Source organism: Ruegeria sp. BC1, assembly GCF_056539305.1.
Map to the genome: position 1 here is coordinate 679,444 of NZ_JBQFUT010000001.1, position 15,170 is coordinate 694,613.

Sequence of the window (15,170 nt, forward strand, 5' to 3'; positions counted from 1 at the left end):
AAATCATCGGTACGGTGAATCCCAACAAAATAAGGCCAGAGCAGGATTGTTTCCAAAATGCGCCCCGATTTTCTACGCCCCGTTCGTCATTTGATCGCGGGAATCACCTCTGTTTTTGCCGCGGCTATTGCCCACGCAGAATCGGCTCATGGCATAGCTATGTATGGCGACCCTGCCCTACCACCGGATTTTGTGTCTCTGCCTTACGCCAACCCGGACGCGCCCAAAGGCGGCAGGGTCGTTTTCGGAAACACCGGCGGCTTTAACAGTTTGAACCCGTTTGTGCAAAAAGGCACCTCTCCGTGGCAGCTCAGATTCTGGACCCACGAAAGCCTTATGGGCCGGTCCTGGGACGAACCTTTCACTCTTTACGGGTTGTTAGCCGAATCAATTGAGACTGCACTGGACCGGTCTTGGGTGGAATTTACTTTGCGTGAAGACGCCGAATTCTCGGATGGCAGCCCGGTGACCGTGGATGATGTCATCTGGTCGTATGAGATTTTGGGCACCGAAGGTCACCTGCGTTACCGCGGTCTGTGGGGCAAGATCGAAAGCATCGAACAAACCGGGCCACGCACAGTTCGCATTACCTTTAACGAACCGGATCGGGAGCTCGCATTGATCGCTGGCCTCCGCCCCATCCTGCAAAAGGCGCAGTGGGAAGGGAAAGACTTCGCCGAGGCCGCGCTGCATGATGTCCCCATCGGTTCGGGGCCGTACGTTGTTGATGATTACGAGGCCGGACGGTACGTGAACCTGCGTCGTAATCCAGACTATTGGGGTGCTGACATACCATTCCGCCGCGGCACCATGAACCTGGATGATATACGCATCGAATTCTTCGGTGACGGGACGGTTCTGTTTGAGGCGTTCAAAGCCGGAGCACTGACTGCCGTGCGAGAATTCAACGCCGACAAATGGGAAACCCAGTACAATTTTCCGGCCGTCCAACGCGGCGACGTGGTTAAAACCGAGATTCCGCATGGTAAGCCTTCGGGTATGACCGGGTTCGTGATGAACACTCGCAGGGCGCCCTTTGACGACTGGCGCGTGCGTGAGGCCTTGTTGCTGGCGTTCAACTTCGAATTCATCAACGATACGATTACCGGAGGTGCGCAGCCCCGGATCACCTCGTATTTCTCGGGCTCGGATCTGGGTATGCACCCCGGCCCCGCAATCGGTCGCGTCGCCGAGGTGTTGCAGCCCTATGCCGATGACCTGCCGCAGGGCGCCTTGGAAGGTTACACCCTGCCCGAAGGTGACGGGTCAGCCCGCAACCGTGCCAACCTCCGCAAGGCGAGTAAGCTGCTGAACGAGGCAGGCTGGACCGTACAGGACGGTGTGCTGCGCAATCAGGCCGGAGAAGACTTTTCAATCACTGTCCTGCTGCAACAAGGCGACAGCGAGGGGCAGACGGCCATGGAAATCTACACCCGCGCGCTTGAGCGTCTTGGCATTCAGGTAACGGTAGATCAGGTCGACAGCGCCCAATTCACCGGTCGCAATGCCGAGTTGGATTTCGACATGACCTTTTTCCGCCGCGCCCTGTCCCTGTCACCCGGCAACGAACAGCGACTGTATTGGGGCAGTGAAAATTCCGATACACCCGGCACACGCAATCTGATGGGCGTAGCTTCTCCGGCCGTTGATGGACTAATCGATGCGATGCTCGCCTCGGAAAGCCACGAGGAGTTTGTCGCAGCAACCCGCGCGCTGGACCGCGTTCTGACTGCCGGTCGCTATGTCATTCCGATCTGGAATTTCGATGTTGGCCGCATTGCACATGCCAAGGAGTTGAAGCACCCGCATACCCTGCCCATCTACGGCGATGGGCCAGAATACATGCCGCAAGTTTGGTGGTATGAAGATTGATGAACTGCGGCGGATTGTGCGGAAAATCGGTTCACCGTTCGCCAACGTGATTGTTTCAAAAGTTCCAAAATCAGGGCGCGCAGAATTGCCTTGCCCTTTGATCCCAATTTTCGGCGGATTCCGGCACATGTGCAGGTGCACACAATATATTGGGCCCTTTTTTTAACCGCCCGCCACAATTCGGATCGGATACTAATTTCAGGATATTTTCTCGAATTACATACAAAAGACTTTACGGAACATACACTCACGCTATAGCCTATGGCCAATAAAGCACGCCGTTTGATCAGATTAATACTGCGAAATTCGTAAGATAACTTTCATTCGGCACGGTAAACGAAGTTTTTACGGACCGGCCTCCACTCACTCCAAACTCAGGTCCGTCAGCCCGTTGCGGATCACTCGCGACGGGCTTTTTGACCTTACGTAAGATCAAACAGGGTGCGACATTTTGTCATGCGCTTGTGCACTTGCACTCTCCGTACCCTTACGGAGGGGCTGAGCAGTCATGAAACCCGAACTACGGAAAGCTGACTGATGTTGAACTGGACTGACCTAACGCAAGACTGGGACGCTATGTATTCTCGTGCGAAACGGCGTTTTCCGAACCTGTTGGATCAGGACAAGGTGCGGCTGTGTAAAGATCGTAAACGGTTCGAAGCGTATTTGGCCGAACGCCACCACCTGACCGTGAATGAAGCGCACGAAGAGCTTGAGGATTTTCTGTTTACCGAAGGCCTGAACCGCGAATTCAGCAGGACACTAAGTAAGTGACGTTACCCAAAGGATCGTCGCATCCTCGTCACTTACCGAAATGACATTGTGCCCCATGCTCCCGTCGTAATAGGCGCTGTCGCCTCGGCGCATTTCAACGGGCTCGTAGAACTCGGTATAAAGCTTCACAACTCCAGTCAGTACAAACAGGAACTCTTCGCCGTCGTGGCGGACCCAACCGTCGAACTCGTCCATTGAGCGCGCGCGAACACGGGCGCGGTAAGGCAGCATTTGTTTTTTGGTCAGGTTCTCTGCCAGTAGTTCGTGTTCGTAAGTCACCGTTGGGTGGGCTGCGCCTTCCCCCATACGGGTGACGGCCATCCGACCAATGACCTGATCACGCTGTGGTTGCGTGAACAGTTGTGGCACTGAAATCTCCAAACCTGTGGCAAGCTTTTTCAGCGCGTCATAGGTCGGAGACATCTGCCCGTTTTCAATTTTGCTGAGTGTCGAACGCGCCAGCCCGGCCTGCGTGGCTGCCTGTTCCAAGGTCCAGTTCCGCGCTTTGCGCAACTGGCGCACGCGCGCGCCAAGGTCCAGCGGTTCAAGTTCGGTATGTTCGCCAGAGTCCCGTGCAATACGGATAAGTGAAGGCTGTTCATTGGTGCTCATGGGCCAATCTATAGGCGCAGCCTGTCCCGCTTGCAACGCGGCAAGCAGCGCGATAGCCAGTTGCCATGCTTTCTATTTTCGATCAGGGGCCGCCGCCGACCTGCCCCGCTCCATTCAATCTGGCTGCGCATGTTTTGCGCCGCGCGGATGAGTCTCCCGATAAAATCGCCTTGTCGGTCTTGCACAGCGATGGTGCCGAAGACTGGACATATGAAGCCCTTCAAGCAGCCATTCTGGGGACGGCCTCCGGATTGCAGCGCGCTGGATTGAAGGCGGGCGATATTGCCTTGATGCGGCTGGGGAACACGGTCGATTTCCCAATTGCCTATCTGGGGGCAATTGCGGCAGGGATTGTACCTGTTCCTACGTCCTCGCAGCTGACCGAACCGGAAACCGCGCGCATGATCGCGGATCTGAACCCAGCTGCAATCTTGCGGGACCCGGCTGTTGCTTGTGCTGCACATCCAACCCAGATCACGCTGGACGATCTGTCCCAAATGCGCACCCTGCCCCCAGCTGCGTATCAGTTCGGAGACCCCGACCGGCTGGCCTATGTCGTCTACACGTCGGGCACCTCAGGCAAACCGCGTGCCGTGGCCCATGCTCACCGCGCGATCTGGGCGCGTCAGATGATGGTGGACGGCTGGTATGGGCTCAAGAACACAGACCGCCTGTGCCATGCCGGTGCCTTCAATTGGACTTATACACTAGGAACCGGGCTGATGGACCCTTGGACCATAGGTGCGACGGCCCTGATCCCCGAACCGGGCACCAACCCGGAAACGCTGCCTGCACTACTGCACCAACACGGTGCTACGATTTTTGCGGCCGCACCCGGTGTGTTCCGCAAACTGCTCAAGACCTCAGGTGACCTGCAATTGCCAAAGCTGCGTCACGGTTTGTGCGCAGGCGAAAAGCTGTCTCGGCATCTGCACACACAATGGGCCGAGGCGACCGGAACCGAACTGTACGAAGCTTATGGTATGTCCGAGTGTTCGACCTTCATCTCTTCCAGCCCAGCCCATCCAGCACGAGGCGAAGCATTGGGTCAGCCACAACCGGGCCGCCGTGTGGCGATCCTCGGGCCGGACGGGCCTGTGCCGCAAGGACAGGAAGGCACCATCGCCATTCACCGGTCGGACCCCGGCCTGATGCTGACCTACCTGAACGCACCCGATGAGGCCAAATCACGGATGCAGGGCGACTGGTTCCTGACCGGCGACCAAGGGGCGATGGCGGTTGACGGGCAGATCACCTATCTGGGCCGGGACGACGATATGATGAATGCGGGCGGTTATCGCGTCTCACCGGTCGAGGTCGAGGCCGCTTTGGCCAAATACCCTGGCATCACGCAGGTGGGGGCCGCCGCAGTCGAGGTCAAACAGGACACATTTGTGATAGCTGCTTTCTATACCGGACCGGAAACGCTGGACGATGCGGACCTTCGGACCTATGTGGAGGCAAATCTGGCGCGGTACAAACAACCTCGCGCTTTCATTCACCTGCCTGAACTGCCAACCGGTGGGAACGGCAAACTTCTGCGCCGGGCGTTGCCGGGCTATTTCAAGGCGACCACACCATGACTCAGACCGTTAAACTCGACATCATGTCCGATCCGATCTGTCCGTGGTGCTATATCGGCAAGACGCACTTGGACAAGGCTTTGGCCGCCATCCCGGATCATCCACTTGTCATCGAATGGCATCCGTTTCAATTGAATCCCGATATGCCGGATGAAGGCATGGATCGGCGCGAGTATCTGGAGCGTAAGTTTGGCGGTAAAGACGGTGCCGTACGCGCCTATGCGCCAGTGGTCCAACACGCGGAAAACGCTGGCCTGAGCATCGATTTCGAAGGCATGAAACGCACGCCCAACACCCTGGATGCCCATCGCCTGATCCATTGGGCCGGGATCGAGGGCAAACAAAACGACGTCGTGGATGCGCTGTTCAACGCCTATTTCGTGCAGGCGCGCGACATTGGTGATCACGAAGTTCTGGCGGACATCGCCGACGGCGTCGGAATGGATGCCGCAGTGGTGCTGAAACTGCTGAAATCCGACGCAGATCGCGAGGGCATCCGCGATCGAGACACGCATTCGCGGGAAATGGGCGTCAATTCCGTGCCAACCTTTATCGTCGCCAACCAACACGCAGTTCCCGGCGCGCAACCTCCTGAAATGTGGCAGAAAGTGATTGAAGAGATCATGTCTCAACTTGAGGCTCCCTCTGCAAATTAGCACATTACTCTGTGCGCACTCAGCCCTAGAACCGCGTGATCTGCCGTGATAGCTCGAGCAGGTCAGGAGAACGCTATGGCCAATCGCATGTCTTTGGGGGAATTCATCGCACTTGTTGCAATGATGTTTGCAACAATTGCGTTTTCGATCGACTCGATGCTGCCCGCGTTGCCCGAGATCGGCTCGCAGCTCAGCCCGGATGACGTCAATCGGGCACAGTTGATCCTGACCTCTTTCGTGCTGGGCATGGGAACGGGCACCTTCTTCGTCGGCCCCCTGTCCGACGCGTTCGGACGCAAACCGGTGATTTATGTCGGCTCGGCGCTGTACATCGCGTCGGCGGCTGTGGCCTGGGCCAGTTCCTCGCTGGAATTACTTCTGATCGCACGAGTCGTACAAGGTATTGGCTGCGCCGCGCCACGCGTTGTTGCAATGGCTGTTATCCGCGATTTGTACTCGGGCCGGGAAATGGCGCGCATTGTCTCCATCGCCATGATGATATTCACGCTGGTGCCCGCCGTGGCCCCGATGATGGGGGCCGGAGTGATCGCCATCACCGGCTGGCGCGGTATCTTTGTCTCGTTCATTCTTTTCTCGGTGATCACTGTACTCTGGATGGGTCTGCGCTTGCCGGAATCCCTGAAGCCCGAGAACCGCCGGCCGCTGCGTCTGCACCTGATGGCATCTTCAGCCCGTGAAATGTTCAGTCACCCTACGGTTCGCTTGTCGATCTTCGTACAAACCCTGTGCCTCGGAATGCTGTTCACCATGCTGACAATGGTGCAACCGGTCTATGACGTAATCCACGACAGTGCAGACAGTTTTCCCTTCTGGTTCGGGTTAGTGGCATTGATTGCTGGCTCTGCCAGCCTGCTGAATGCAGCATTAGTGATCCGCATCGGGATGCGGCGATTGGTGACCTGGGCGCTGGCAGCGCAGATCGCGATCTCAATCGGCGTTATCGCTCTGAACGCGATGCAACTTTCGCCGAATCTGTCCTTTGCCGTATTTGTCTTCTGGCAGACGTCGATCTTCTTCATGGCGGGCATGACGATGGGCAACCTGAACGCCATCGCGATGGAGCCGATGGGCCATATCGCGGGCATGGCGGCCTCGGTTATCGGTGCGGTGTCCACCGTGCTTGCTGCGGTCATCGCTGGGCCAATCGGGCTACTGTTTGACGGGACTCTGACACCTTTGACCACCGGCATTCTGGTTATGAGTATGGTCGCGTTCGGCCTGATGCTGCACATGGGCCGGATCGAAAACAGAGTACCTGCCTGACCTGTGCAGCCCGCGCGAATCCCGTTAACCTCCCCCTAATCCGACCGGAGGTTTTCTATGAGCGATTATTACAATCTGGGCACCTATTCCTGCCCCGTCACCACATCCTCGCCCGAGGCTCAGCTGTGGTTCGACCGAGGGTTGGTCTGGACATACGGATATAACCATGACGAGGCCGTCGTCTGTTTCCAGCGTGCGGCTGAGTATGACCCGACATGCGCCATGGCCTATTGGGGTATCGCCTACGCGGCGGGGCCGAATTACAACCTGCCGTGGGACCTGCGTGATGATCGCGGTCAACGAAAAGCGTTGGGCCAGGCCTTTGATGCAGCGCAGCAGGCGCTTGCATTGGTTGAAACCTGTTCACCCGTTGAACAGGCGCTGGTCCGTGCCCTGCCCGCGCGCTACCCGCAGCGCGACCCGATTGCCAATATGAACGGCTGGAACCAAGATTTTGCCGACGCCATGCGCGCGGCTTTTGCAGTTCAACCCGAGAATCTGGATCTGCGAACCATTTACGTCGAGGCACTGCTCAACCTTACCCCCTGGCAGATGTGGGATTTGAAAACTGGCCAACCCGCCGAGGGCGCAGCGACGCTTGAAGCGCAAAAGGTACTGGAAGACGCGATGGCCGACGATCCGATGGCCATGTCGCATCCGGGTCTGCTGCACCTCTATGTTCACCTGATGGAAATGTCGCCGACCCCGGAAAAAGCGCTGAAAGCAGGGGATGTCTTGCGCACACTGGTTCCCGATGCCGGGCACCTGGTGCACATGCCCACCCATATCGACGTGCTGTGCGGTCACTATCAAAATGTCGTCCATTGGAACGAACAGGCCACCGTGGCCGACTTGAAGTATTACGAGCGCGAAGGGGCATTCAACATCTACACCGGCTATCGCCAGCACAACTACCACTTTGCCATGTACGGCGCGTTGTTCCTAGGGCAGATGGAACCCGCACTGCGCGCCAATCAGGGCCTTTGGGATACCACGCCCGAAGAAATGCTGCGCATCGAAAGCCCACCTATGGCGGATTACTTCGAAAGCTATATGTCCATGGGCCCGCACATCTTGATCCGCTTTGGCAGGTGGGAGGACGCAAAGGCACTGGAATTGCCCTCGGATCCGGATCTTTTCCGTACGCTGACTGCCACAACCCACTACGCCCGCGCCATCGCGCATGCCGCCACCGGACAGGTTGCCGAAGCAGAGGCCGAGGAACAGCTATTCTTGTCGGCCAAGGAGTGCGTGCCCGAAAACCGCCTTCTGCACAACAACCGCGTCGTCGATCTGCTTGAAATCGCACGCGAAATGCTGCGGGGCGAAATCGAATACCGCAAAGGCAATTACGATATCGCCTATGCCCATCTGCGCCGCTCGGTCGAGTTGGACGACACCTTACCCTATGACGAGCCATGGGGCTGGATGCAGCCGACCCGACATGCATTGGGGGCGCTGTTGTTCGAACAAGGTCACGTTGCTGAGGCCGAAGCGGTTTACCGTGAGGATCTGGGACTGGGTGGCATCCTCAGCCGCGCCTCGATCCACCCGGATAATGTTTGGAGCCTCAAGGGGTTGTACGACTGCTTGAAGGCACGCGGCGAAGCTGTTGAAATCAAGCAGATCCGGCAGCGTCTCGATCTGGCGCTGGCACGCGCTGATCGGGCTGTCGGAGCGTCCTGCTTCTGTGCTCAGGCCGCAATGAAGGCCGCCGAATGAGGTGTGTCCTGCTGCTTGCCGCCCTGCTCGGCACTCCTGCCTTTGCAGACCGTCAATCCTTTCCCCCGGTTGATCAAGCTGATCGCGATCCGTCGCTTGTAGCCTTTCGGAGTGCATTGCTGGCCAATGTCGCGGCGCGCGATGTTGAGGCCGTCGTAGCAGCGGCCTGCCCAGATATCTATCTCAGCCATGGCGGTGACGGAGGCCCCGAGGAACTGCGCGCTAAACTGAGCCTCGACCCTGAAACTCTGTCAGATGAGTATCGCGCCAACGCAGACGAATTGCATGATCAATACTGGGTCGATCTGGAAGACACCCTGTCACAGCCCGGCTATTTCGACGATGAGGGCGAATATTGGATGCCGCATCAATGGCAGATAACGCTGCCGGCCTCACTAGACGCGAGTCTTGCCTTCTATGTGACCGGCACCGAAGTCGCTTTGCGCCAGGCTGCCGTTCGCGGAGCCCCTGCGTCAGCGTTAATCAGCCACGAAGTCGTGTTAGTCCGTGACTACAATGAAGCTGCGGAGTATCAGCGCGTGATGCTCACCGATGGCACCCAAGGGTATATGCACAGCGATTTTTTGTGGCCCATGACAGGTCACCGCGCCGCATTCGTGAAATCCGACGCGGGCGACTGGCAGCTGTGCACTTTTGTCAGCGGAGACTAGGCTTTAGCCTTTTTCTTCTCGGCAACAACCTTCTCCGCCAGATCGCGGGCGATGGCAAAGGCTCCTTTGATCTTGTCGCTGTCCTTTTTCCAGTCCCGGCGAACGACGATCTTGTTGTCCTTGACCTTGGCCAATCCACGCTGGTTCTGGATAAACTCGACCAGCCCCTGAGGCGAGGCGAATTTGTCATTATGGAACTGGATCGTTGCACCTTTCGGTCCGCCATCCAGTTTGGCAATGCCCGCTCGTTTGCACATGGCTTTGATGCGGACAACCAGCATCAAGGTGTTGACCTCTTTCGGCAATGTCCCGAACCGGTCGATTAGTTCGGCGGCGAAGCCTTCCAATTCGACTTTGGTCGACAGCGACGACAGGCGGCGATAAAGCCCCAGACGCACGTCCAGATCAGGCACGTAGTCCTCAGGAATCAGAACAGGCACACCTAGATTGATCTGCGGCGCCCACTGGTCATCTGCGTCGGATAGCCCCTCCATCTCGCCTGCTTTGATCTTGGCAATCGCCTCTTCCAGCATCGACTGGTAAAGCTCATAGCCCACATCGCGCATTTGGCCAGATTGCTCCTCGCCCAGCAGATTGCCAGCACCGCGAATGTCCAAGTCCTGCGAGGCTAGTGTGAAGCCTGCCCCCAGCGTATCCAACGAGCCCAAAACCCGTAGGCGTTTTTCAGCGGTAGCGGTCAGCTTCTGGCGCGGTTTGGTTGTCAGATAAGCGTAAGCGCGCGTTTTCGACCGCCCTACCCGGCCCCGAATTTGATAGAGTTGTGCCAGACCGAACATATCCGCTCGATGCACAACCATCGTGTTGGCCGTTGGAATATCCAGCCCGCTTTCAACAATCGTTGTGGCCAACAAGACATCGTATTTCCCGTCGTAAAACGCGTTCATCCGGTCATCAAGTTCCCCCGCCGCCATCTGACCATGCGCGACCATATAGGTCAGTTCCGGCAGTTGGCTTTTCAGGAATTCCTCGATCTCGGGCAGATCCGAGATACGCGGGACGACATAAAAACTCTGCCCGCCGCGATAATGTTCGCGCAGCAGCGCCTCGCGGATGGTGACAGCATCAAACTCGCTGACATAAGTACGGATCGCCAGACGGTCGATAGGCGGCGTGCCGATGATCGACAGGTCGCGAACGCCCGTCAGGGACAGTTGAAGCGTCCGCGGGATCGGTGTCGCTGTCAGGGTCAGCACATGTATGTCACTGCGTAGCTGCTTCAGACGTTCTTTGTGACCGACTCCAAAATGTTGTTCTTCGTCAATGATCAGCAAACCCAGATTGTTGAATCTGATGCCCTTAGCCAGCAAAGCATGTGTTCCAATCACGATATCAACCGTGCCGCGCGCCAACCCGTCGCGGGTCTGTTGCGCGTCTCTCGACGAAACGAAACGTGACAGCTGCCTCACCTCGAGCGGGAAACCCCGAAAGCGTTCCTTGAACGAGGCTGCGTGCTGTCGTGCCAACAGAGTGGTCGGTGCGACCACAGCCACCTGAACCCCAGACATGGCCGCCACGAATGCCGCGCGCATGGCGACCTCGGTCTTCCCAAATCCCACATCGCCGCAGATCAAACGATCCATCGGCGCGCCGGAGTGCATGTCCTCCATCACCTCAGAAATCGCGCGCAACTGATCGTCAGTTTCCTGATATGGAAACCGGGCGCTGAACTCCTCCCACGCGTGAGGCGGAGGGTCCATGACCGGGGCTTTGCGCAGGGCGCGCTCGGCGGCGATGCGGATCAACTTGTCCGCCATCTCGCGAATACGCTCTTTCAGCTTGGCCTTCTTGGCTTGCCATGCACCCCCGCCCAGCCGGTCCAGCAACCCCTCGTCATGGCCGTATTTCGACAGCAATTCGATGTTTTCGACCGGCAGGTACAGCTTGGATTGCTCGGCGTATTCCAGCAGCAAGCACTCGTGGGCGGCGCCAGCGGCCGTAACGACCTCCATCCCCATATACCGGCCGATCCCGTGATCGACATGCACAACCAGATCACCGGGGCTGAGCGATTGCGTCTCGGTTAGAAAGTTTTCGGCCTTGCGGCGTTTCTTGGGTTGGCGGATCAGGCGGTCGCCCAGAACGTCCTGTTCGGCGATCACTGTCAAATCTGGGGTCTCGAATCCGTGTTCCAAAGCCCATACGGCCAGATGCAGTCCGCGTTTGCCAATACGTGTGCCATTGGTGACGGGAATGGCCTCGGCCAGACCTTCGTCTTCGATCAAGCCGGTCAGACGTTCGCGCGCGCCTTCGGAGTATGACGCGATCAGCACCGGACCCTTAGCCATTTTGTCAGTGATATGGCTGGCCAACGCGCCAAACAGGCTGGTGCTTTCCTGTTGCCGTTCGGGCGCAAAATTCCGGCCGATCCGCCCGCCCGCGTCGATCACTCCGGGGCCGCTGGCCTGTGGCAGAGGACCGAATTGCAACATGCGCCGATCGCCTACCGCCTGTTCCCACGCCGCGTCGTCCAGATACAGAAGTCCCGGCGGTGTGGGCTTATATACCGTGTCCATACGCGAACGGTTTTCCAGCGCCAATCGCCGCGTTTCGTACTGATCGGCAATAGTATCCCACCGAGCGAGCCGCGCTGGCGTCAACTGATCATCAAGGGTTATCGTCGCCTCGGGCAGATAGTCGAACAGCGTTTCCAGCTTTTCATGGAAGAACGGCAACCAGTGCTCGATCCCCTGATGCTTGCGGCCCGCGCTGACAGCCTCATACAGGGGATCATCCGTACCCGCCGCGCCGAATTCAATGCGATAGTTCTGACGAAATCGCGTAATGGCAGCGTCATTCAGAATGACCTCGGACACCGGAGCCAATTCAACCACATCCAGCTTTTCGGTGGTGCGTTGTGAAACCGGGTCAAACCGACGGGCACCATCCAGAACATCCCCGAACAGATCCAGACGGACAGGGCCGGCCTCGCCCGGAGGGAAAATGTCGATGATGCCGCCCCGTATGGCGTAATCACCAGGCTCCATCACCGTTGGGCTTTGGGTGAAACCCATCCGAACAAGAAAGTTCCGCAACGCAGTTTCGTCAACGCGATGGTTCACGCGTGCGGTAAAAGCGGCCTCGCGTAATACATCGCGGGCCGGAACCCGCTGCGTGACGGCGTTCAAAGTGGTCAGCAGTACAAAACGCTCGGGCATCTGATGCACCAACGCCGCCAGCGTCGCCACGCGTGCTGCCGCGATATCGGCATTGGGCGACACCCGGTCATATGGCAGACAATCCCATCCGGGGAAAACGAACACTGGCATGTTAGGCGCAAAGAAAGCTAGCGCGGCGCGCATCGCCTCCATCCGCTTGTCGTCGCGCGCGACATGAGCCACCGGCCCGCCAGACCGTGCGATCTCATTCAGGACAAGCTGCGCGTCAAACCCTTCGGGGGCGCCGCCGACTGTCACGTGGTTCGGAGCCGTCATCGTCCTGCCTTTCCGAATTTTCTATCCCAGAACACCGATTGAAAAGTTCTGGTACATGCCCCAAAGCGACGTGATCAAGATCGAAATCATTCCAATGATCTGCGTATAAATCCGACAACGCGTCAGAACCTTACCGACGATCTCTAGTTTTTTCTCGCTGCGCTGCAACTTACGCGCCGCCGATATATTGATGAGCATCACCAGACAGATCGGAAACAGCAACAAAAACACGGCCTGCGCAAACTCGACCCCATAGTAGAATCCAAGCATCGCCAGGCCGGTGAAACAGAAACAGCTAAGCCCCAGGATGACCAGCCCGGACACATCGACAATATATAGGATGCGATTGCCGTTGATCCGCACGATGTCCAGCAGGTCTTGCTCGGCCTGCCCACCGATCCGTCGAGCCCTCACCACCAGATCGTAGGGAACACCCATCGCCCAGTGGCTAGCCGTCGACCAAAGTACCGCCAACCCGATCCAATACCACAGATTCGAAAAGCTGCGCATGTCGATGATTTCGAAAAGCGAAGAGTATAAGTCCAAGCGTCAGCCCTTTGTTCACTGTCCTTAGGGGCTTTGTTTGCGCAACTGCGTCCATCGTAACCCTTGAGACCACGAGGAATTCATGCCACCCAATGCGGAAATATTCAAGGAGAGCGCGACATGAAACCGACCATCGCCCCCTATCCACAAACCCGTTTTCGCAGGGCGCGTCAATCGCCCGCCGTGCGGGGGCTTGTCCGGGAAAACACGCTGACCACCGACGACCTGATCTGGCCGGTTTTCGTGCGCGACGGCGAAGGCATTGAGGAGCCCGTGCCCTCGATGCCTGGAGTGGTCCGCCGCTCGGTCGATCTGATTGCCAAGGCTGCGGTCGAGGCGCAGGCGCTGGGAATTCCCGCCATTTGCATCTTTCCATACACCGATCCAAGCCTGAAGACCGAAGATTGCGCCGAGGCGTGGAATCCCGACAACCTGTCGAACCGTGCCATTCGTGCGATTAAGGCGGCAGCACCCGATATTGCCGTCATGACAGACGTGGCGCTCGATCCTTACAACATCAATGGTCACGACGGCTATGTCGTCGAGGGCGAAATCGTGAACGACAAGACGATCGAAGCATTGGTGAGGATGACACTGGCGCAGGCCGAAGCCGGGGCCGACATCATTGGCCCTTCGGACATGATGGATGGCCGGATCGGTGCGATGCGCAATGCGTTGGAAACGGCTGGGCATCATAACGTGATGATCCTCAGCTACGCCGCGAAATACGCCAGCGCCTTCTACGGCCCATTCCGGGATGCGGTAGGCGCGTCGGGCGCGCTAACCGGGGACAAGAAAACTTATCAGATGGACCCCGCCAATTCCAACGAGGCGCTGCGTCTGATCGAGCGCGACCTGACCGAAGGCGCGGATATGGTGATGATCAAGCCCGGCATGCCTTACCTGGATATCTGTCGTCGTGTTAAAGACACCTTTGGCGCGCCAACCTATGCTTATCAAGTGTCCGGTGAATACGCGATGGTTCAGGCCGCGGCGCAGAACGGTTGGATTGACGGCGAGAAGGTGATGCTGGAAAGCCTGCTTGCCTTCAAACGGGCGGGCTGTGACGGCATCCTGACCTATTTTGCCCCACAAGTCGCGCGTATCCTTCAGGACTAAATCACCGAATAGTCGCAAGTTTCCGCCGATTGTGATCAAAGCCTCCACAGCTTTCCCGTGACACGAGGCCGCAATCGGCGTATTCTCGCACATAAGATCGGGAACACCCGACAAATCAGGCAGTTATACAGAGAAATGACATGAGCAGTTCCAACTCTCACCGACTAAATCGTCGTGGCTTTGCCTTGGGCATGGCCGGGCTGACACTGACCGCCGCGTGCGGCAACGGTGTCGGCAATTCAAACGCAGCCACAATCGACGCACGCGTCGATGCCACGCTGACCGAAATGTACTCGCGTTACCCGAACACTGTCGAAATCGCCGAGAAATCCAACGGCATGTTGGTGATGCCGCTGATCACCGAAGCCGGTTTCGTATTCGGTGGCGGTTATGGTCGCGGCGCGCTGCGCATCAATGGCGCGACCGTTGATTACTATTCGGCCGTTAAAGGCACCGCTGGATTGCAGATCGGTGCCCAGCAATACGCCCATGTCCTGTTTTTCATGACACAGGATGCGCTGAACGATTTCCGCCGTTCCAGCGGTTGGACCGCCGGCGCCGATATCGGCTACGTGGTCAGCGATCAGGGCGACTCACTCTCTACCGACACGACAACGCTGCGCACCCCTGTTCTGGCAGCGGTATTCGGTCAAGCCGGCCTGCAAATTGGTGCGACCGTCGAAGGCACAAAATACACGCGGATCATTCCGTAACTCAGGATTACCACACCCCCCTCAAACAGACCCCGCCACAAGCTCCCTTTGTAGCGGGGTTTTTCTGTTTACGGTGCTGTAAACATGAATATTCCGGGGCTCTTCCTCTTTCGGTCATCCCGACCATCTACTAGTCTTGCCGCAATCTGAAACAGACAGGATTATG

At 57.7% G+C, this 15,170-nt stretch carries 12 protein-coding genes; 9 read left to right on the plus strand and 3 right to left on the minus strand.

What is annotated here, in order from left to right; genetic code table 11:
* Positions 1–57 precede the first annotated feature (57 nt).
* Together ACR0IY_RS03300 and ACR0IY_RS03305 are read left to right on the plus strand one after the other, a co-directional pair.
* Positions 58–1,872, plus strand: coding sequence for an extracellular solute-binding protein (locus ACR0IY_RS03300; RefSeq protein ID WP_480670415.1), 1,815 nt, complete (start codon positions 58–60; stop codon positions 1,870–1,872).
* Between the two features lie 537 nt (positions 1,873–2,409).
* Positions 2,410–2,646 carry a hypothetical protein gene (locus ACR0IY_RS03305; protein WP_480670416.1) on the plus strand — a complete coding sequence of 79 codons (237 nt, stop codon included), beginning with the start codon at positions 2,410–2,412 and terminating at the stop codon, positions 2,644–2,646.
* Here the strand turns inward: ACR0IY_RS03305 and ACR0IY_RS03310 are convergent.
* Positions 2,635–3,258: a helix-turn-helix domain-containing protein gene (locus tag ACR0IY_RS03310; protein WP_480670417.1), complete on the minus strand. Its 624-nt coding sequence runs from the start codon at positions 3,256–3,258 to the stop codon at positions 2,635–2,637. The two genes, ACR0IY_RS03305 and ACR0IY_RS03310, sit on opposite strands and share 12 nt — an antisense overlap.
* Positions 3,259–3,323: 65 nt before the next feature.
* On the opposite strand from ACR0IY_RS03310, the gene ACR0IY_RS03315 reads away from it, so the two are divergent.
* The 5 genes from ACR0IY_RS03315 to ACR0IY_RS03335 all read left to right on the plus strand — a co-directional run bounded on the left by ACR0IY_RS03315 (position 3,324) and on the right by ACR0IY_RS03335 (position 9,174).
* On the plus strand, positions 3,324–4,841 hold the full coding sequence (locus ACR0IY_RS03315; RefSeq protein WP_480670418.1) for a class I adenylate-forming enzyme family protein: 1,518 nt from the start codon (positions 3,324–3,326) through the stop codon (positions 4,839–4,841).
* Entirely contained in the window at positions 4,838–5,497 is a 660-nt protein-coding gene (locus ACR0IY_RS03320; RefSeq protein ID WP_480670419.1) for a DsbA family oxidoreductase, read from the plus strand. The genes ACR0IY_RS03315 and ACR0IY_RS03320 overlap by 4 nt, the downstream gene beginning before the upstream one ends.
* Positions 5,498–5,572: 75 nt before the next feature.
* Positions 5,573–6,781, plus strand: coding sequence for a multidrug effflux MFS transporter (locus ACR0IY_RS03325; protein ID WP_480670420.1), 1,209 nt, complete (start codon positions 5,573–5,575; stop codon positions 6,779–6,781).
* Between the two features lie 57 nt (positions 6,782–6,838).
* Positions 6,839–8,503 (plus strand): tetratricopeptide repeat protein, encoded by a 1,665-nt coding sequence (locus tag ACR0IY_RS03330; RefSeq protein ID WP_480670421.1) that lies wholly within the window; start codon positions 6,839–6,841, stop codon positions 8,501–8,503.
* Positions 8,500–9,174: an SH3 domain-containing protein gene (locus ACR0IY_RS03335; RefSeq protein WP_480670422.1), complete on the plus strand. Its 675-nt coding sequence runs from the start codon at positions 8,500–8,502 to the stop codon at positions 9,172–9,174. The genes ACR0IY_RS03330 and ACR0IY_RS03335 overlap by 4 nt, the downstream gene beginning before the upstream one ends.
* Here the strand turns inward: ACR0IY_RS03335 and mfd are convergent.
* Together mfd and ACR0IY_RS03345 are read right to left on the minus strand one after the other, a co-directional pair.
* Entirely contained in the window at positions 9,171–12,626 is a 3,456-nt protein-coding gene (gene mfd / locus ACR0IY_RS03340; RefSeq protein WP_480670423.1) for a transcription-repair coupling factor, read from the minus strand. The genes ACR0IY_RS03335 and mfd overlap by 4 nt on opposite strands.
* A gap of 21 nt (positions 12,627–12,647) precedes the next feature.
* Positions 12,648–13,172, minus strand: coding sequence for a component of SufBCD complex (locus tag ACR0IY_RS03345; RefSeq protein ID WP_480670424.1), 525 nt, complete (start codon positions 13,170–13,172; stop codon positions 12,648–12,650).
* 120 nt (positions 13,173–13,292) lie between these two features.
* On the opposite strand from ACR0IY_RS03345, the gene hemB reads away from it, so the two are divergent.
* Positions 13,293–14,291 carry a porphobilinogen synthase gene (gene hemB / locus ACR0IY_RS03350; RefSeq protein ID WP_480670425.1) on the plus strand — a complete coding sequence of 333 codons (999 nt, stop codon included), beginning with the start codon at positions 13,293–13,295 and terminating at the stop codon, positions 14,289–14,291.
* A gap of 140 nt (positions 14,292–14,431) precedes the next feature.
* Positions 14,432–15,004: a lipid-binding SYLF domain-containing protein gene (locus ACR0IY_RS03355; RefSeq protein ID WP_480670426.1), complete on the plus strand. Its 573-nt coding sequence runs from the start codon at positions 14,432–14,434 to the stop codon at positions 15,002–15,004.
* Positions 15,005–15,170: the final 166 nt, after the last annotated feature.